Here is an 18,495-nt window from a genome sequence, read left to right on the forward strand (position 1 = left end):
GTTAGTTATGATTGAATTGTCTATAGAATTTGCTGGCATCCGTTCCATAAATCCGTTTTGGCTTGCATCTGGTCCTCCAACCAACTCAGCAGCTCAAGTAAACGCTGCGTTTGAAGCGGGTTTTGGAGGAGCCGTCTGGAAAACCATCGGCACAGCCGTAGAAAACGTATCGAATCGCTATAGTTCCTATAAAAAATGGGACCGAATTTTAGGTTTGAACAATCTTGAACTTATTTCTGACCGTCCCCTTGAGCTAAATCTTAAAGAAATCCAAGAAGTTAAAAAAAGATGGCCAGATCGAGCCCTGATCGTATCGATAATGGAGGAATACGATCGAGGGAAATGGGAAGAACTAGTGAAAAAAGTCGAAGCGAGCGGAGCCGATGGGATCGAACTAAATTTCGGCTGTCCTCATGGAATGCCAGAAAGAGGCACAGGCAGTAAAATAGGACAAGATCCAACCCTTTGTAGGGAAGTGACCTCTTGGGTAAAAAGAGTCACGCGCCTGCCTCTGATTGTTAAGCTTACTCCCAATGTTACAGACATTACGCAGACAGCCCAAGCCGCCATGGAGGGTGGGGCTTCCGCCTTAAGCCTCATCAATACAATACCGTCCATCACAGGCGTGGACCTTGACACCTTTGAAGTCCTGCCAAGTATTGGAGGGAAAAGCAGTTATAGTGGGTATTCCGGAGAAGCCATCAAACCTATTGCTCTGGGCCTCACTGCGAAGGTAGCCTCTATGCAAATAGTCCAAGAGAAAAAAGTTCCAATTTCTGCTATGGGCGGTATATCCAACTGGAGAGACAGCGTTGAATTTCTATTGCTTGGGGCTATTTCTGTTCAACTTTGTTCAGCCGTGATGCTGAATGGATTTAGGATCATTGATGATCTGCTTTCTGGGCTCAAACATTGGATGCAAGCAAAAGGTTTTAGTTCCATTGCTGATTTTAGGGGAAAATCCCTTTCTCACATAGTTCCCTTTCGTCAACTGGAGCCAACATTCAAACTGATCGCTCAAATCGATCCACAAAAATGCATTCGTTGTTTTCTTTGCTATATAGTTTGTCGGGATGCCGCCCACCGCTGCATTGATCTAACCGATGGCAAAGAACTTTACGCTGCGTTTCCCCCTTCCGGCAAGCATGAGTGGATGTTCCCAAAGGTTAGAATAGAGGACTGTGTGGGCTGTTCGCTCTGCCAGCATGTTTGTCCAGTCGATTCTTGTATCGAAATGATAACAATAGAAGCAAAAAACCTAGCAGTGCGCCCAGACATCCAAAAGAAATTATCAGATGCAATAGGAAAGAAGGTGACCGGAGAAGTTCTTTATGGATGTAGTGATTAAGAACGGCATTTTGGTGAATGCGGATGGGAAAGCTGAAGTGGACATAGGGATAGAAGCAGGAAAAATCGCAGCATTAGGGAAAAATCTTTCTGGACGAAAAACCATTGATGCAAGCGGAAAATATCTGATTCCTGGGGGAATAGACATTCACACCCATCTTGAAACAGTTTTTGGGGGAAGCCAAACGGCCGATGATTTCCTTTCTGGCCATCTTGGAGCAATTGCAGGAGGAACAACCTCCCACATTAATTTCTGCTTTCCAGATCCTGGCCAAAGCCTTCTTGCCACGCTAGCGCATTGGCAACAGAAAGTCCGATCGAAGTCCCTCATTGATTATGGGTTTCATTTGGTGATTCGGGAAGAAAGTCATCTAGAGGAATTACCAATGCTTCTTGAGAAAGGAGTAAGCAGCATCAAATGTTTCCTCGCCTACAAAGATACCGTGCAAATCGATGAAGAACTATTCTTTAAAACGGTTGAAAAAGCTAAGGAGCATGGTCTTTTGACCATGGTGCATGCAGAAAATGGCAACATCATCGATTATCTTGTTAAAAAGGCCCTTGCTAACCACTTTATCTCTCCTATATTTCATGCTCGTACCAGGCCTCCAGAATTAGAATCTCAATCCATCCACTTTGCCGCCTCCGTTGCTTCTATGCTTAAAGCGCCCTTATACATCGTGCATGTAAGCTCAGAAAAGGGACTCGAAGAAATCCGAAGGGCAAAAGCAGAAGGGACCGATCTATGGGCTGAAACTTGCCCTCAATACCTCCTCTTTACTGAAAGAGATTTAGAAAGAAAGGGTCATACACCCAACTTAGAGGATTTCGAAGGAGCTAAATGGGTATGCTCACCCCCATTGAGAAAAGAAGAGGATCAACAGGCTTTATGGGAAGGGCTTCGATTGGGCCTAATCGATGTGGTATCAACCGATCACTGTTCGTTTCATTTCTTATCCCAGAAGACACGAGGCTTATCCGATTTTTCAAAAATTCCCAATGGCGTTCCGGGAATAGAAGAAAGAATGGCCTTATTATTTCATTATGGCTGCAAACAAAGAAACCTCCCAATGGAAAGGTTTGTTAGCCTTACGGCTGAGACCCCTGCCTTCCTTTTTGGTTTAGAGGGACAAAAAGGCAGGCTAGCTGAAGGATATGATGCGGATGTTGTCTTATGGGATCCGAACAAAAGGCAAGTCCTGTCAGTGGATTCCCATCACATTCAGCTAGATTATAATCTCTACGAAGGCTTTGCAATTGAAGGTGGACCAGACATGGTCATGCTCAGAGGCAAAATTATTTATGCAAACGGCCAATTTTTCGTCGAACAAGGAAACGGCAACTATCTTTTCCGATCTTCCTATAAGCATTCTTTAAACCATGGCACTAAATCCTAAAAGAACCATTACGGAACTATTGGAATTAAAAGCACTGAGCGATAATGGCTTGGGGGCTCAAAGGGTGGCTTTTAGTCCCGGTTGGCAAAAGGCTAGAAAATGGTTTCTCGACAAAGTCCAAGAGTTTCCATTTCACACTGAAATGGACACCGCCGGAAATCTCTGGGTAAAAATTCAGGGCCAAAGACCAGAAGAACTTTGGATTGGTGGGCATTTGGATTCCGTTCCCTCTGGCGGATGGCTCGATGGAGCGTTTGACGTGCTGGCCGGATTAGAAGTCCTAAGAACCTATACTTCGGTCAAGCCACCGATTACGCTTTGTTTAGTAGATTGGGCAGATGAAGAAGGAAGTCGATTTGGCAGAAGCCTGTTTGGTTCCAGTGCTGTCTCAGGCAGTTTAAAAACAGAAGAGATCTTTTCATTAAAAGATGCCTCTGGTCTTTCGCTTGTTGAGGTCTTAGAGGCTAACGGGTTATCAGCCGACAAAGTGAGTGAAGCGGCTAAGCTTAAAAACAAAGCCGTAGCGTATCTAGAAGTCCATATCGAACAGGGGCCCATCTTAGAAAAGTTGTCTGTACCCCTTGGAGTAGTTCTTGGGACCGCTGGAGTAGAACGGCATAGGTTCATTTTTAGGGGTCAAACAAATCATAGTGGCTCTACCCCAATGTGGCTTAGAAAAGATGCATTCGTAGGAGCGGCTCGTCTGGTCCATTTTTTACGCTCCGTTGCGAATCGATATGAAGGGGTAGCAACGGCTGGCTGTTGTGAACTCGAACCAGGGATTCCAACAGCCATTCCAGGCGTTTGTCGGCTGACCATAGAGGAACGCAACCTAGATAAAACGAACTTAGAGAAAATGTGGGAAGAGACGCTCAAAGAAGCCCAAAAGATTGCTAATGAAGAAAATCTGGAGCTTGAGGCAGAGCCACTGCTAAGAATTGACCCCGTTAGGTTTCATCCTCAACTTGTGGAGCTTTGCAAAGCATCGATTCTCGAAGTTTGTTCTAAAGTACACCTGCTAGGATCAGGCCCTCTTCATGATGCTTCTGAAATTGCTAAAGCAGGGATACCGACTGCGATGATGTTCGTGCAGAGTAAAGAGGGAATATCCCATAGTCCTAAAGAAGACTCAGCTATAGAACATTTAGAAATGGCCGTTATCGCTTTTGAAAAATGGGTGAAAAAAACGATCCATTGGCTGCTTAGTAAACTACCAGAGAAAGCATAGCAGTTAAGACGGAAGCCTCCTCAACCCATCATGCCTAGCTAGAAATATCAGTAGAGTTAGCCGCCGTCTTTTTCTGATAATGCTTTAAGTGGAACTGAACAGGAATAATAACTTTTGATTCGACAGGACGATTCCCCTTTTTTGCTGGATGTAATTTCCATCTTTTAACGGCGTTGAGAGCCATTCGATCAAGCTCGGCATCACCTGAGGACTTATAGAGAGTCGTGGATTTGACATGCCCAGTAGCCGAAACTTCAGCAAGAATATAGCACACGACTGCTTCCTTTTGAAGGTGAGAAGTTACATTTTGGGATCCTGACCTCGGTGGAGGATTGAATCTAACGCAAATGATTTTCCGGCGGATCCGGTTTGAATGACTCGTTTCTTTTGAGAATCTCCATTTTCGAGCAGACAGTAGGGCTGTTTCATCCAGCTCGGGATAGCCGGAAGACTTATATATAGTTGCGGATTTGACAACTCCATCCGGAGCAATCTCCACCATAATATAAACTTTTCGATGCTCTCTTTTTCGGTGTCTTGTGAATTGATAGCTATCGGAATTTTGGCCTGCATTTGAATTTTCTGAGTTAGTTAGATTTTGGGGTTTGGCCACAGAAGAAAAGAAGAGTAGCAATGAAAAAAAGAAAAAAAAAGAAACTTTCGGATAGAAGTCACTTCCAATTCTTTAAAAGAAAAATAATTTTTTAGAATTACAAAGAAGCTCAATAAATTACTTTTCCAACGAAAGCAATCAAAAAAGGAACAACTTTACAGAGAAAGCTTAGCAGTCTTATCGATCATGATCCCCTACTTCCTGCTTCTTATACTGTGTCTTGAAAAAAGACATTCCTTTAGCTTTTCTGAAAATTGAATAGACTATAAAGCTTTTGAACAGTTATGAAACTTCTAAGAGCCTTATTCCTCATTTTCCCTTTTTTCCTCGCCCCCTCTCTTCTTTTGGGGACGGATTCATCCTTGATTCCTTTACCGGTTCTCTTCAGTGAACCGGAAGCCGCGGCACCCAAAATTTCTCCTGATGGAGAAAAACTTGCTTACCTTTTTCCAGAGAATGGGGTTCGGAACGTTCGCGTCAGGCTCTTAGGGACAAAGAACGAATGGACTATTACTCACTTAGAAAAAAGGGGCATCAGACACTTTTTTTGGCATCCTGATAGTAATTCTATTTTCTATCTAGAAGACCAAAAAGGAAATGAGAATTTCCATCTCTTTCAAGTAGGCCTTGATGGGAAAAATCCAACGGATTTAACCCCTTTTGAGAATGCTAAGGTCCAAGTCATTGCCGTGGAGCCGTCTAACAAAAAGTTTATGCTTTTGGCTATCAATACACGAAACCCTAAATACTTTGATGTCTATAAACTAATCTTTGCTACAAAAAAACTGGAATTGATCGAAGAAAACCCTGGAAATATCATTGATTGGGTAGCCGATCATAACTTTGAGATCCGTGCTGCACAAGCCCTAATGCCGAATGGGATAGGAGTAATTAATGTCAGGGAAACTGTCTCTTCTCCTTGGAAACCACTTCTCCAGTGGCAGCTTGAAGAAGATAACGTCAAAATTGTGGATTTTAGTCCTGATAACAAATCTCTTTGGCTGCTATCCAGTAAAGAGGCAAATACCACAAGGCTCATATCGATGGACATCGCCTCAGCCCAAAGAAAAGTACTTTGTGAAGATCCACGGTATGATGTAGCAGGAATTGTATCGAATCCCAAAACTTATTCTCTAGAAGCCGTTGCGATTATAAAGGATAAAACCCAGTGGCAATTCTTTGATCCACAAATGGAACATTATTTTGCCTACCTCAAAACGATTCATCCTGGCACCATTGAGATTATCAGCAGAAACTATGAGGACACTGTGTGGACTATACGATTTACTTCTGACATAGATCCTGGAACCTATTATCTCTTTTACCCTAAACAAACGAAAGCGGAGTTTTTGTTCCACACCAATTCTCGACTTTTATCTTACCAGCTTGCTCCAGTAAAACCTATTGCCTTCAGAGCTAGAGACAATCTACTCATCGAAGGATATCTGACTTTGCCTAGAGAAAACGCAAAAAACCTCCCTTTTGTTTTATATGTGCATGGGGGGCCATGGACGCGAGATTATTGGGAATTTAGCCCTGTGGTCCAATTCCTAGCCAATAGGGGCTATGGAGTCCTTCAATTTAATTTTAGAGGGTCTACCGGCTATGGTAAGGATTTTTATAATGCAGGGAACAAGCAATGGGGCAAAAAAATGCTTGATGATATTCTTGACGCAAAAAAATGGGTGATTGAGCAGCACTACGCCAATCCTCATAAAGTTGCCATTATGGGATTTAGCTATGGGGGGTATGCTACGCTGGCAGCCCTTGCTTTTTATCCTGATGAATTTGCTTGTGGCATTGAAGCTATGGGCCCTTCTAATCTTTTTACGCTCTTCAACTCCTTTCCGCCTTACTGGGAACCATTAAAGATCTTAATCAAAAAAAGATTAGGAGACCCACAAACCGACAGTGAATATTTTAAAAGTAGTTCGCCATTATTTGCCGCTGACCGCATCAAAGCCCCATTACTTATAGGCCAAGGAGAAAACGATGTTCGTGTTAAAAAAATGGAAAGCGACCAAATCGTTGAGGCTTTAAGAAAGAAAGGACAAACGGTAGAATATCTTCTTTTTCACGATCAAGGCCATGATTTTCTCAATCCAGTGAATAGACTGCAGTTCTTTGAAGCTGTGGAAGCTTTTCTCAATAAGTATCTAGGGAAATGACACCCATTTTTTTCTAATGGCATAGAAGGGGGAGCATCAACCCCTAAAAGCATCCCTACTTTGCCTTATCTTCTTTTAGAGTTGGAGGCAACAATAGGACATTTCCTTTTCCCAGTGGATTTTAGTTCCAAAAGGCCTGCATAAAGCTATCATTCTTTCGATAATTTCTTCTGCCTCTCTCCCCCTGGCTCTTTGGACTCTGAAATTGGCTATCACCACAGGGAAAAGCCGAAGAGAAACTAGTTTTTTTCCTTCTAATATTAAAAGAAAAACGAAGCTCCAATCGTTCCTAAAATAAGGATCTACCATGTAATCATCAATAAAATCGCCACAGGAATAGAGGATTAAGGAATGATGAAAAATCTCTATGGCACGAAAAACATGAGGGGAATGGCCAAAGACAACATCAGCGCCTTGTTCTATTAATTTATGCGCAAAATCGACATGCTCAGTAGGCACTTCAAATCCCCAATTAGAACCCCAATGCGCTGAAACGATGAGGAAATCTACTTTTGTTTTTGTTTCTTTGACAAGCTCGAAAAGCGTCTGAGCTCTTGGATCATCGAGTTGTACAGGAACATAGTGAATTCCCGCTTCTTCTGAAGCTTCCCAGGAAGGTTCGTTATCAGTAAAAGCAAGAAAACCTATTCTTAATCGTTGAATCTGGTCGATCGCTGGAAGTCGACTTTCTTCTAGGTTGACTCCTGCCCCACTATGCAGAATGCCAGCGGCATCAAGATGATCCAGCATTTCGCACAGGGCTTTTTTGCCAAAGTCAAGCACATGGTTATTAGCAAGAGAGACTACCCGAATGCCGGCATCTTTAAGCACTTCAATGTTTTTCACTGCTGATTTAAACCGAAACACTTTTGGCGGCAGCTCATAAAACTCCGTTTGATCAGTAAAAACACATTCTAGATTGCAGCCTTTCCAATCGGCGCATCGGAAAAGAGGAAGGAGATCACCCCATGGGTAAGAAGAATCCACTACTTCTAATAGCTCATCAACGAGCCTTCCAAGCATGACATCACCCACCAAAATTATCCTCATGCCCTTTTGCTCTGTAGGCGGTAGGGTTTCACACGATGAGGCCTCATGCAGTTCTTCTAGAAAGCCCCTCTTCCTTCTCTATTCTATGTTATTTTATCCCCACTTGTCTCCTAGCTAAGATATTGTGACATATTCCATGGAACTGATAAAGAAAGAATAGGGAAGAAAAATACAATGAGGATGAGGCTGTTAGAGATGCGTTTGCAGGAAACTTGAGCGGGAACAGAACCGATAGCCAGATTTTTATAGATTGATTGATGTTTTTTCGTTTTATTGTTTTGAACGGAATGATCCTCCTTTGATCTAACTAAAAAACCTTTGCTGTAGAATGAACTATTAAAAGAACGGCCATTAAAGAATTGCCAGAAGAGAAAAAGAATATTATATCACATTCACTATAGAGATAGTAGAGAATGAAATTTTATATTGTTGGTTTTTTTGTTGCTTTTTTAATTGGATTGACTGGAGTCGGAGGGGGAACAGTGACCGTACCTCTGCTTATCCTTATGGGGATAGAGCCTACCATAGCGATTGGAATTTCTCTTGGATTTTCTGCGTTGATTAAGATCCCAAGCTCCATGATTTACTTTTTTAAGGGGCATATTGATAAGAAAACATTAATTTATCTTTCCCTTGGTGGCATTCCCGGCGTTGTGCTTGGATCTTTGATCCTACGGAAAATTTATCAGCAGGATCATCTTAAATCCGTTATGCTTCTGCTCATTGGAGTTATTATTGTCATCTCTTCGCTCATTAACTTGTGGCATACGATAAAGGATTACAGACCAACGACAAACAAGTATACTCTATTACTGCCTGTATGTGCTTTTTTAATCGGTTTTGAAGTAGGCACTTTTTCTTCCGGAGCTGGTGCCCTTGGCACCCTACTGCTCTTAAGCTTGACGACCTTAAGTCCCAGTGATGTGGTGGGGACAGACATCGCTTTTGGACTTATTCTTTCCTTGATCGGAGGTGGTATCCATCTATTTCAAGGACTAAGCGACTCGAGTATCATCTTCAAAATGGTTATGGGAGGCATTTTTGGGGCTATCGGCGGGGCTTATGCCTGCATGATTTTCCCTAAAAAACCAGCACGCATCTTTCTCCTTATTTGGCTCATATTTATTGGGGTTATGCTCTTTTTTAGATCGCTTCGCTGACCGCTTGCTTCTTGTTCCTAGACCTATGTGGCATGCCTTCTGGGCTAAGAGCCCGTTTTTGCTCCCCTAACCTGTAGTAGCCTCTTTATTTAATTCTTCCCGAACGATACCCGTTTAGCTTGCCTGAATGCTCTGCTAGTCAAAAGTAAGGGCAGGTTAACAATTAAGTCTGAAGCCGCTTTCTTCAAAGCAGCAAGCAAAGGCCTCCAGCAAGATCTTCTGGATAAAGTTATGAACTAAGCTTTTTCCTATGCATCAGCTGCCAGATCATCGGGGTAAATATCAACTCAATGGCCAAAGGCATTTTCGATCCAGGGCATACGATCGTATTAGGTCTCGACATGAAGGAATCCTTCAGCATGGATAATAGGTAAGGGAAATCAATTCCTTTGGGGTTTCGAAATCGAATGACAAGCATGCTTTCATCCGGAGAAGGAATGTCACGAGCAATAAAAGGATTCGAAGTATCCACAATCGGTACTCTTTGAAAATTTACAGCCGTATGAGAAAACTGTGGACAGATATAGTTCACATAATCGGGCATTCTCCGCAATATCGTATGCACGACATCTTCATGCGCATAGCCTCTTTCTTTCTTATCCCGATGCAGTTTCTGTATCCACTCCAGATTGATAATGGGCACAATCCCAATGGGAAGATCCGTATATTGGACGATATTGACTTTATCGGTTACTAGGGCTCCATGCAATCCTTCATAGAAAAGCAAGTCCGTTCCCTCTGGAATCTCTTCCCATGGAGTAAAAGTACCTGGTTTTTGTCCATATGGTGCTGCTTCTTCTTCATTGTGTAAATACTTTCGGTATTTTCCTCTTCCCGTTTGGCCATACTCTCTAAAAAGAGCTTCTAGCTCTTCAAAGAGATTGGCCTCCGGTCCAAAATGGCTGAAATGGGGATTTCCCTTCTTTTCCATTTCTTCCATTTTGGCACGCATTTCCTGCCGGTCATACCTGTGAAAAGCATCGCCTTCAATGATAAAAGCATTAATCTTTTCCCTCCGGAAAATATGCTGAAAAGCCACTTTTACGGTAGAAGTACCTGCTCCTGAAGAGCCTGTAATGGAGATGATAGGGTGTTTAGAAGACATAGCTAATTACTATCCATTCTGGTTAATCGTTTCGAAAAAGAGATCTGGCAGAAAAAAGTGGAGAATCAAATTCGGTCGGTTTACCACTATCATAATCATCGTGATACTGGTTGAGCCGCTCGACCTCTTCTTTTGATCCAAGGATGACGGGGATCCTTTGATGTAGGCTTTGAGGCACAATGTCTAGAATACACTCTCTGCCTGTAGAGATCATTCCACCAGCTTGTTCGACAATGAAACCCATTGGATTGGCCTCATAGAGAAGACGGAGTCTGCCTGGCTTAGAAAGGTCTTTCGTATCCCTTGGATACATAAAAAGACCGCCGCGGATAAGGATTCTATAGACCTCGGCAACCATTGAAGCAATCCAACGCATGTTAAAATCCTTTCCTCTTGGACCAGTCTTTCCTTTAATACACTCCTCGACATATCTTTTAACGGGAGGCTCCCAGAATCTTTCATTCGAAGCATTGATGGCAAATTCCTTTGTCGATTCGGCAATACGCATGTTCGGATGCGTTAAAGTGAAAATGCCTACCTCTCGATCAAGGGTAAAGCCATGGACTCCGTTGCCAACCGTCAAAATCAGCATGACCGTTGGACCATAAAGGGTAAAGCCAGCTGCCACCTGCTCTCTACCCGGTCTTAGGAAATGATGCTCTTTCAACGGCTCATTGTCAGCTGGCCCCTTTAGAATAGAGAAAATAGAACCAACAGTTAAATTCAAATCCAAATTAGACGAACCATCTAGTGGGTCGAAAATAAGAAGATATTTTCCTTTTTTATGTTCAGGGGGAATAATATAGGGCTGTTCCATTTCTTCAGAAACCATCCCCTGTAGCTGATCTCCCTCCTCGCATATCTTTAAAAAAATGTCGTTGGCAATGACATCCAAAGGTTTCTGCTCTTCACCCTGGACATTGACCGATACATTGACTTCCATGGTATTGAGCCTGCCTCTAGAGACAGCCGCAGCCACATATTTGCAAGCACTTTCAATATCATTGATCAACGAAGCTAGTTCAGGATCAATAGCGCCTTCTTTCCGCCGTTCTAACAAAAATTTACTCAACGTGACTCTGTGATAACTCATAACCAATTTGCTTCGGTTTAAAATATTTGCCATTATGCTTAAAAAGAAATACCCCTTTTTTCAATAAAAAAGCACTGTCCTTTTTATTAATTTTCTCTCTTTAAAACGATCTGGCTAGAAAAAATTGAATAGCAACAAATTCTTCCTATTATCTCTTGTTATTACATATTGGCATGTTTTATGATCGTACCCAAAAGAGGAGGAATTTTTCTTAGATCAGAAAGGCAAAAAGATAAAACCTATATTTTTTAGCTGTAAAATTCGCTTCAAAGAGCTCTTTATATAGAGATAATGCAATAAAATCATTGAGCTAGGACCGGAACATGGCCAAAAAATTTGTTTTTATTTTTGCTTTTCTTTTCTTCTTCTGGTTAACGGACAGGGGGATTGGCCAAGGAGAATCGGCTCATGATTTTAAAGAGACCGAAAAAAGCACTCCCTCTGCCCCCGTTTTATCTCTCATCCCATCTGCCTCACCAATTGCGCAGGCGACTACCTCTACTAGTCAAGGGTCAGCTATCCAACCCCCTGCACCTAATAGCTCCATAGCTCCTCTAGAAGAGCAGATGGAGATGGCCTATAAGAAAAGCTCACCCATCCACTCTTCCCATACGTTTCATGGCAAAGGTGGCAAAGCGGTGTTCATTGCCGTATGGAAGAAGATCCTTGCCCATTATCCGGAGCTGAAGAAAAAGCATGCCAAACTCTCCGAAGCGATTGCCCAAAAGGCTCTTGCTGAATCAGGCTATTATCCACGGCTCTATGGGTGGGCTGATTCGCTTACTTCTGATAATCCAATCCTTGGTTTTATGATGCATTTAACCGAAAGAAATTTCACTGCTCAAGATTTTAACATCCACAATTTGAATCATCCAGGCACGGTTTCTAACCAAAATGCAGGGTTGCTTGCTATTTTTCCGATATTCGATGCCATGCAAACTATCGATTCAGTGAAAGCAGCGAAGGACGCTATAAAAGCCAGAGAAGAAGAAGAAAGATACACCCGGATGGAAGCCTCCCTGCTGTCCATCGATGCCTGGATTGGTCTTTTGTTTGCCGATGCCGAATTATTCAAAGCAATGTCGCAGCTCGAAGCCTCTAAAACAGACCTCAATGAAGCATTGCAACTGATGGAACAGGGACTAGTGCTTGGAGCAGACTTTTTCATGGGAAGATCCCTTGCAGCCTCCATTGAGCAGTCCAAAAATGGCTATTTGGCCAGAAAAAAAGTAGCGCTCGTTACCCTGAACACCTTGGCAGGTACGCCAGCGGAAGCAGAAATAGCGATTCCTAAAAATCTGCCTCGACCCAAAAAAATTTCAAAGCCCTTGAGTAGTTGGGTCCAGGAGGCCATCCTCTATAGAGGGGATCTTGCTGCCTTACGGCATCAAATCCAGGTGCAACGTACGGAAGTAAAACGTGAAAAAGATACTATTATGCCCAACGTTAACGGCTTTGCTTCGGGCATGCTTGATAGTGACAATTTTACAACCGGTGGCCGCAGCTACACGGTGGGGGTGTTAGGGACCATGGCCCTCTTCGATCCTTCTAGAGATCCAAAAATAAAAAGAGCCAAAGCCGAAGAAGAGCAGCTGATCCATGAAGAAAGCGTGTTAAAAGACAACATTCAAACCAAATTGGCTGAAGCCATAACCGATTTAGAAACAGCTTATAGGGATTCTGAAATCCTTTATCATTCGATGCAGGATGCCATTCAGGCCATTGTTATGACAAGAGACTTATATCGGGAGGGAAGGAAAACAATTGCCGATCTTATCCAAGCCCGCACCTATGGGTTACAAGTAGAAGTCAGTTATCTTGAAAGCGTTGCCCGGTACGAGTCCTCAAAAGCCAAGCTCTTTTTTCTTTCTGGCCAACTGGATGATTACCAAGTCCAAAACTTAGCGAACGAATTGGGAGGAGAAGACTAAAATGGCAGAAACGGAAATCGTTCATCATTCAGGGAATTGGGCGGGCCGATTTATTAAATTTTTTGCCCATTCGAAAATAACTCCCCTATTAATATTAGCTTCTATCCTTTTAGGAAGTTTTGCGCTCTATCAACTACCTAGAGAAGAAGAACCGCAAATCATCGTGCCTATTTTCGACGTTTTCGTTTCAATGCCTGGAGCCAGCCCTCAGGAAGTGGAAAAAAGAATTGTTACCAATGGAGAAAGGATATTTTGGCAAATTTCTGGCGTCGAATACGTCTATTCTACAGCGGCTCCTAACGGTGCCCTCTTCATCGTTAGGTTCAAGGTAGGCGAAGACATGGAAAAGAGTTTAATCAAACTCTATACCAAAATTTATTCTAACCTTGACTACCTACCTCCGGGTGCTTCTACTCCATTAATTAAAACAAGGTCTATAGATGACGTCCCTATCCTTGCTTTAACCTTCTATAGTCTCAAGCGTTCTCCTATTGAATTAAGAAAAATCGTAGCCAATCTTCGAGACAGCATCAATCATCTAGCCGATGTCTCCGAAACAACCATAATTGGAGGAAGGAAAAGACAATTTCAAATCTTTTTTGATCCTGATAAAATCGCTAAAAGACTGCTTTCTCCTCAGGAAATTTTCAATCTCGTCCTTCAAACCAACATTCGAATGCCTTCAGGGCACATCGAAACCGAACCGAAGCTCATCGATGTGGAACCAAATTCCTTTATTCTCACTAAAGAAGATTTAGAAAATCTCGTTGTGGGCGTTAACCAGGGACAAGTCGTTTATTTAAAAGATGTCGCTAACATTGTGGATGGGCCAGACCAAGAAGAAAAAGAGGTCAGTCTTGTGCCTGGTCCTGCTTGGGATGAAAAAGAGAAGCTTTCTGGAGAAGTTCCCGCAGTCACCCTTTCGCTAGCAAAAAGAAAGGGATCCAATGCTACCTTTCTGGCTAATAAAATCCTAAGCACGATCAAAGAACTACAAGGTAAAATTCTGCCTGAGGACGTCCATTTCGTCATAACAAGGAATTACGGAGAAACTGCAGCCGATAAATCCAACGAACTTCTCAAACACATGGGCATAGCCATTGTCGGAGTTAGTATCCTCATTTGGTTTGCCCTTGGGTTTAGAGCCGCACTGGTCGTCATCGTTGCTATTCCAACAACGCTTGCATTAACCTTATTAACCTTTCATTTATTCGGTTTTACGATTAATCGGGTCACCCTTTTTGCCCTTATTTTTACTATCGGAATCCTCGTCGATGATCCTATCGTCGGTATCGAAAATATCGTCCGTCATATCCACTTAGCTACTAACAGAGGCAAACAACTACTCGATATTGTCATCGGTGCTATGGAAGAAATAGTCAGCCCTCTTATTTTAGCCACCATGGCAGTGATCGCAGCCATTTTACCTATGGCCTTTGTTGGTGGACTAATGGGGCCTTATATGCGACCAATCCCCATAGGAGCAAGTGCCGCAATGATCTTCTCTATGCTGGTCTCTCTTTCAGTGACGCCATGGGCAGCGCACCTTTTGCTCAAAAATATAAAAGAAGCTAAAGACAAAGGAGAAGATCTGTTGACCCGTATCTACCGTAGTATCATGAGCCCACTTATATACAATGGCTTTATTCGCTTTCTTTTTCTTCTTTTACTTCTTGCGCTCCTTCTTGGCTCCGTCGCTCTTATTCCTTTAAAAGTCGTTCGGGCTAAAATGCTTCCTTTCGATAATAAAAACGAATTTCAGATTATTCTCAACATGCCCGAAGGAACTCCTGTAGAGAAGACAAGGGAAGTCCTCGAACAAATGGCCAAAGTTGTCTTGAAAATTAAAGAAGTCAAAAATGTAGAGATTCAGGCTGGGACCCATTCCCCGTATAATTTTAACGGTCTGGTCCGACATTATTTTCTGCGAGAAAACCCTTATCAAGGCGATCTCCAGGTCAACCTAGTCGATAAACACAAAAGAAAAAGGCAAAGTCATGACATAGCAGAAAGTATCCGCAAAGAAATTAATGCCATTGCCTGGAAAGAAAAGGCGCACGCTCAGGTTGCTGAAGTGCCTCCTGGTCCTCCTGTTTTGTCGACTCTGGTATTAGAAGTATATGGTCCAGACTTTAAAGAACGAAGGGCTTTAGCCCTCAAGCTAGAACAACTCTTTAGAGATACAGCCGGAATTATTGATATTGCCACTTATGAAGAAGCCGATCGACCTTTAGAAAAGCTAGATATAGACATCGTGAAATCTTCGCTCAACGGTATTTCTTCAGAATTAATTGCTCAGTCCATTACGACTGCACTGCATGGCTCCAGTCCCGGATTAGCTCACTTACAGGACGAACCCGAACCAGTCGATATCATTGTCCGATTGCCGAAAGAAGACCGATCCACAGACCATCCTTTCCTTTCCATTTCCCTGCTTTCTAGGTTCATGCGCCTGATCCCAATCGACCATTTAGTCACCAAAGTAATGGGCTATCAAAACCTTTCTATCTACCACAAAAACCTGATGCCTGTTTGTTATGTCCTTGCTGACGTCACCAACGAAGTAGGCAGCCCGGTTTATGCAATCATCGATTTTCAAAAGAAGCTAGAAAAAATTACGGGACCGGATGGGAAACCTTTAGAAATTCTTTTTACCCATCAACCTATTAATCCCCTTTCTTGGGGAGTAAAATGGGATGGGGAATGGCAGGTAACCTATGAAGTATTTAGAGACCTTGGCACTGCTTTCGCTATTGTTTTAGTCCTCATTTTCATTCTGGTTGTGGGTTGGTTTCAGTCTTTTAAAACACCTTGGGCGGTTATGCTGCCTATTCCCCTCTCTCTTGTTGGCATCCTGCCTGCTCATTGGCTTACCGGCATGTTTTTTACTGCTACCTCGATGATTGGTATGATTGCGGGGGCTGGAATCGTCGTGAGAAACGCCATTATCCTTGTTGACTTTATAGAACTGCGGCTGGCTCACGGTGATAAGCTAGAAGAAGCAGTCATCGAAGCGGGAGCAGTGCGTTTTAGACCCATGCTTTTAACCGCTTCTTCCGTGATCGTTGGTAGCTCGGTCATCCTGTTTGATCCCATATTCCAAGGAATGGCTTTATCTTTGATGGCTGGTGAAATCGCTTCCACCCTACTCTCTAGAACAGCTGTCCCGGTATTCTATTACCTCATCATGAAAAAGCACAAAGGCGGAGAAAAAGAAAAGCCTCTGCCCAGACCGGTCGAAGCTAAAGTCTAACCAAAGCGTCATCGAATCTGTTAGTTCATGTAATATCCAGTTGCATTTTCTTTAGATCCTAGCTATTGTTTTTATGAAAGGAGGCTACAATGAGTGTCGAAAGAAAAGTTAGAGCCTTAGCTGGAAGTCTTGTGATTATCAGTCTATTGCTTTCTTTAGTGAGCAAGTGGTGGCTTCTGCTTACTGCTTTTGTTGGCTTGAATTTGTTTCAATCAGCTTTTAGCGGATTTTGCCCCGCAGAAATGGTCTTGAAGAAACTCGAAGAAAAGAAGGCTACCACTTCTCATAAAGAAGCACATTCTTAAAAAGAAAAGCCATGACATTTTCCCTTTTCTAAGGGAAAGTGTCATGAGTTTTATTCGAATTCGTAGTAGAGAAGATAGGGGAATGGAGGGCGCAGGTCTTTTTCCTTTTCATTCGTAAAGGAGCTTTCCCTATTTGTTGCTTGGCTATTGAATCCTTTTCTTATCAATAACTAAACTACCAAAACTATTTCAGGTCTACTTTCTTGAGTTCTTATAGCCATTTTCAACTTTCCCTGATTTACTGAATCCTTCTGCATCAATAAGTAATGATGCTTTTTTTAAAAAGCAAAAGCTTCTAGTAGGCTTTTGCAAAAAGGACGCGTCCCTTGCTTGGACGCCCTGAAAACGGACAGATTCCTGGAGTGTTCTGGGGATCCCAAGGAATACATCGAATGGTAATTTTAAGATCTTCCTTGAGCTTTTCTTCTGTTTCCCTTGATCCATCCCAATGCGCATAAGCAAATCCACCGGATAGCTCGTTTCCCTTGGAATCTTTAGAAGCAAAAAATTCATAAAATTCTTCTTTGGTGTCTATGAGCCTAGTATTTTGCTTAAGAAAATTCTCAGCTCTAGAATAAATTGCCTTTTGAATTTCAGAAAGCAGTTGAGGCAGCTTTTCCAGAAACACATGGGCTGGGAGCTGCTCCTTTTCTTTTACCCCTTTATCCCTTCTTTTTACAGTAATTAACCCAGAGGAGACTTCCTGGGAACCTATTTCTATTCGTAGGGGCACTCCTTTCTTAATCCACTCCCAGGATTTTACCCCACCGCCAATCTCTCTTTTGTCTATTTCGACTCTTATGGGTTCAGCAGCAAAACTCAATTTTTTTATTTCCTCTGCAAGGAAGTTAACAACATCCAAAACCTTTGTCTTTTCCTCTTCTTTTTTAAACAGTGGCAGAATAATCACTTGAATGGGAGAAACAGTTGGTGGGAGCACCAACCCATTATCGTCTCCATGCGCCATAATCAATGTCCCAATGAGCCTAGTGCTTACTCCCCAGCTTGACGTCCAGGCAAACTCCATTTTCCCCTGACTATCAAGAAACCGAATGTTGTTAGCTTTCGAAAAGTTTTGCCCAAGAAAATGGGAAGTGCCGACTTGTACCGCCTTTCTGTCTTGTACTAAAGCTTCTAGAGTAAAAGTATTGTCAGCTCCAGGAAATCTTTCACTTTCTGGTTTCTCTCCTGTGATCACAGGTAAAGCTAAAAAAGCTCGCATAAACTCTTCATAGAGCTTCAGAATAAAAAGGGCTTCTTCTTTTGCTTCTTCTTTAGTCGCATGCGCCGTATGTCCTTCTTGCCAAAGAAATTCAGTGGTTCTTAAAAAAAGCCTCGGCCGCATCTCCCACCGAACCACATTAGCCCATTGGTTGATTAGTAAGGGAAGATCCCGGTAGGATTGAATCCATCTTGAAAAGGCAGCCCCTATAATAGTCTCTGAAGTCGGCCTAATGACCAATGGCTCCGTCAGGGGGAAGCAGGATGAAGTTTGCCATCTGGGCCTTTCTCTAACCGGTGATGGGTCACTACAGCGCATTCTTTTGCAAAGCCTTCTACATGTTCAGCTTCTCTTTGAAGGTATTCCAGTGGAATAAAAAGAGGGAAATACACATTTTTATGACCCGTCGCTTTGATCCGCTGATCTAACTCTTTTTGAATTCTCTCCCATAAGGCATAACCCCATGGTTTTATAATCATGCATCCACGCACTTCAGAATTTTCTGCAAGCTCAGCTGCCGTAACAACCTGTTGGTACCACTCAGGAAAATCCTCGTTTCGCGTAGGAGAAATGGCAAACTCTTTTCTTAAATTCATCTTTGATCTATGTTATTTGTTTTTCAA

The 18,495-nt window shown here is 42.6% G+C and carries 12 protein-coding genes and 1 pseudogene; 8 read left to right on the top strand and 5 right to left on the bottom strand.

Features of this window, described 5'->3' with window-relative positions; all coding sequences use genetic code 11:
* Positions 1-7: 7 nt before the first annotated feature.
* The 3 genes from preA to kam1_RS07955 are packed head-to-tail and all read left to right on the top strand — an operon-like array spanning position 8 to position 3,972.
* Complete coding sequence (preA, locus tag kam1_RS07945; protein WP_039721032.1) at positions 8-1,348, top strand: NAD-dependent dihydropyrimidine dehydrogenase subunit PreA; 1,341 nt, start codon at positions 8-10, stop codon at positions 1,346-1,348.
* Entirely contained in the window at positions 1,332-2,744 is a 1,413-nt protein-coding gene (gene hydA, locus kam1_RS07950; RefSeq protein ID WP_039721031.1) for a dihydropyrimidinase, read from the top strand. The genes preA and hydA overlap by 17 nt, the downstream gene beginning before the upstream one ends.
* Positions 2,728-3,972: a Zn-dependent hydrolase gene (locus kam1_RS07955; RefSeq protein ID WP_039721030.1), complete on the top strand. Its 1,245-nt coding sequence runs from the start codon at positions 2,728-2,730 to the stop codon at positions 3,970-3,972. Before hydA ends, kam1_RS07955 begins: the two co-directional genes overlap by 17 nt.
* Before the next feature lie 34 nt (positions 3,973-4,006).
* Here the strand turns inward: kam1_RS07955 and kam1_RS07960 are convergent, their stop codons facing one another.
* The gene (locus tag kam1_RS07960; protein ID WP_052250437.1) at positions 4,007-4,474 is read right to left on the bottom strand and encodes an energy transducer TonB; all 468 of its coding nucleotides are present in this window, start codon (positions 4,472-4,474) and stop codon (positions 4,007-4,009) included.
* A 395-nt stretch (positions 4,475-4,869) separates the two neighbouring features.
* Between kam1_RS07960 and kam1_RS07965 the strand changes: the two genes are divergently transcribed.
* Positions 4,870-6,753 carry a S9 family peptidase gene (locus kam1_RS07965; protein ID WP_052250436.1) on the top strand — a complete coding sequence of 628 codons (1,884 nt, stop codon included), beginning with the start codon at positions 4,870-4,872 and terminating at the stop codon, positions 6,751-6,753.
* Positions 6,754-6,828: 75 nt separating this feature from the next.
* On the opposite strand, the gene kam1_RS07970 is transcribed toward kam1_RS07965, so the two are convergent.
* A complete protein-coding gene (locus kam1_RS07970) occupies positions 6,829-7,803 on the bottom strand; it encodes a CapA family protein (RefSeq protein ID WP_039721029.1) in 975 nt (324 codons plus the stop codon).
* 413 nt (positions 7,804-8,216) lie between these two features.
* Between kam1_RS07970 and kam1_RS07975 the strand changes: the two genes are divergently transcribed.
* Positions 8,217-8,963, top strand: coding sequence for a sulfite exporter TauE/SafE family protein (locus kam1_RS07975; RefSeq protein ID WP_039721028.1), 747 nt, complete (start codon positions 8,217-8,219; stop codon positions 8,961-8,963).
* Positions 8,964-9,192: 229 nt separating this feature from the next.
* Here kam1_RS07975 and kam1_RS07980 read toward each other — a convergent pair whose 3' ends face one another.
* Entirely contained in the window at positions 9,193-10,068 is an 876-nt protein-coding gene (locus tag kam1_RS07980) for a phosphoribulokinase (RefSeq protein ID WP_009059352.1), read from the bottom strand.
* Between the two features lie 22 nt (positions 10,069-10,090).
* Complete coding sequence (locus kam1_RS07985; RefSeq protein WP_039721091.1) at positions 10,091-11,161, bottom strand: class 1 fructose-bisphosphatase; 1,071 nt, start codon at positions 11,159-11,161, stop codon at positions 10,091-10,093.
* Positions 11,162-11,484: 323 nt separating this feature from the next.
* Between kam1_RS07985 and kam1_RS07990 the strand changes: the two genes are divergently transcribed.
* From kam1_RS07990 to kam1_RS08000, 3 genes are all read left to right on the top strand, one after another.
* On the top strand, positions 11,485-13,092 hold the full coding sequence (locus tag kam1_RS07990; RefSeq protein WP_039721027.1) for a TolC family protein: 1,608 nt from the start codon (positions 11,485-11,487) through the stop codon (positions 13,090-13,092).
* Position 13,093: 1 nt separating this feature from the next.
* On the top strand, positions 13,094-16,345 hold the full coding sequence (locus tag kam1_RS07995; RefSeq protein WP_039721026.1) for an efflux RND transporter permease subunit: 3,252 nt from the start codon (positions 13,094-13,096) through the stop codon (positions 16,343-16,345).
* Between the two features lie 89 nt (positions 16,346-16,434).
* On the top strand, positions 16,435-16,650 hold the full coding sequence (locus kam1_RS08000; protein WP_039721025.1) for a YgaP family membrane protein: 216 nt from the start codon (positions 16,435-16,437) through the stop codon (positions 16,648-16,650).
* Positions 16,651-16,945: 295 nt separating this feature from the next.
* On the opposite strand, the pseudogene proS reads toward kam1_RS08000, so the two are convergent.
* A pseudogene (proS, locus tag kam1_RS08005) lies at positions 16,946-18,468 on the bottom strand (proline--tRNA ligase).
* Positions 18,469-18,495: the final 27 nt, after the last annotated feature.

The organism is Methylacidiphilum kamchatkense Kam1 (genome assembly GCF_007475525.1).
GTDB lineage: Bacteria > Verrucomicrobiota > Verrucomicrobiia > Methylacidiphilales > Methylacidiphilaceae > Methylacidiphilum > Methylacidiphilum kamchatkense.

Bases quoted from the DNA above. Each gene is read 5' to 3' on its own strand.
- preA (WP_039721032.1), top strand. From the start codon at position 8: ATGATTGAATTGTCTATAGAATTTGCTGGCATCCGTTCCATAAATCCG.
- hydA (WP_039721031.1), top strand. From the start codon at position 1,332: ATGGATGTAGTGATTAAGAACGGCATTTTGGTGAATGCGGATGGGAAA.
- kam1_RS07955 (WP_039721030.1), top strand. From the start codon at position 2,728: ATGGCACTAAATCCTAAAAGAACCATTACGGAACTATTGGAATTAAAA.
- kam1_RS07960 (WP_052250437.1), bottom strand. From the start codon at position 4,474: ATGGTGGAGATTGCTCCGGATGGAGTTGTCAAATCCGCAACTATATAT.
- kam1_RS07965 (WP_052250436.1), top strand. From the start codon at position 4,870: ATGAAACTTCTAAGAGCCTTATTCCTCATTTTCCCTTTTTTCCTCGCC.
- kam1_RS07970 (WP_039721029.1), bottom strand. From the start codon at position 7,803: ATGAGGATAATTTTGGTGGGTGATGTCATGCTTGGAAGGCTCGTTGAT.
- kam1_RS07975 (WP_039721028.1), top strand. From the start codon at position 8,217: ATGAAATTTTATATTGTTGGTTTTTTTGTTGCTTTTTTAATTGGATTG.
- kam1_RS07980 (WP_009059352.1), bottom strand. From the start codon at position 10,068: ATGTCTTCTAAACACCCTATCATCTCCATTACAGGCTCTTCAGGAGCA.
- kam1_RS07985 (WP_039721091.1), bottom strand. From the start codon at position 11,161: ATGAGTTATCACAGAGTCACGTTGAGTAAATTTTTGTTAGAACGGCGG.
- kam1_RS07990 (WP_039721027.1), top strand. From the start codon at position 11,485: ATGGCCAAAAAATTTGTTTTTATTTTTGCTTTTCTTTTCTTCTTCTGG.
- kam1_RS07995 (WP_039721026.1), top strand. From the start codon at position 13,094: ATGGCAGAAACGGAAATCGTTCATCATTCAGGGAATTGGGCGGGCCGA.
- kam1_RS08000 (WP_039721025.1), top strand. From the start codon at position 16,435: ATGAGTGTCGAAAGAAAAGTTAGAGCCTTAGCTGGAAGTCTTGTGATT.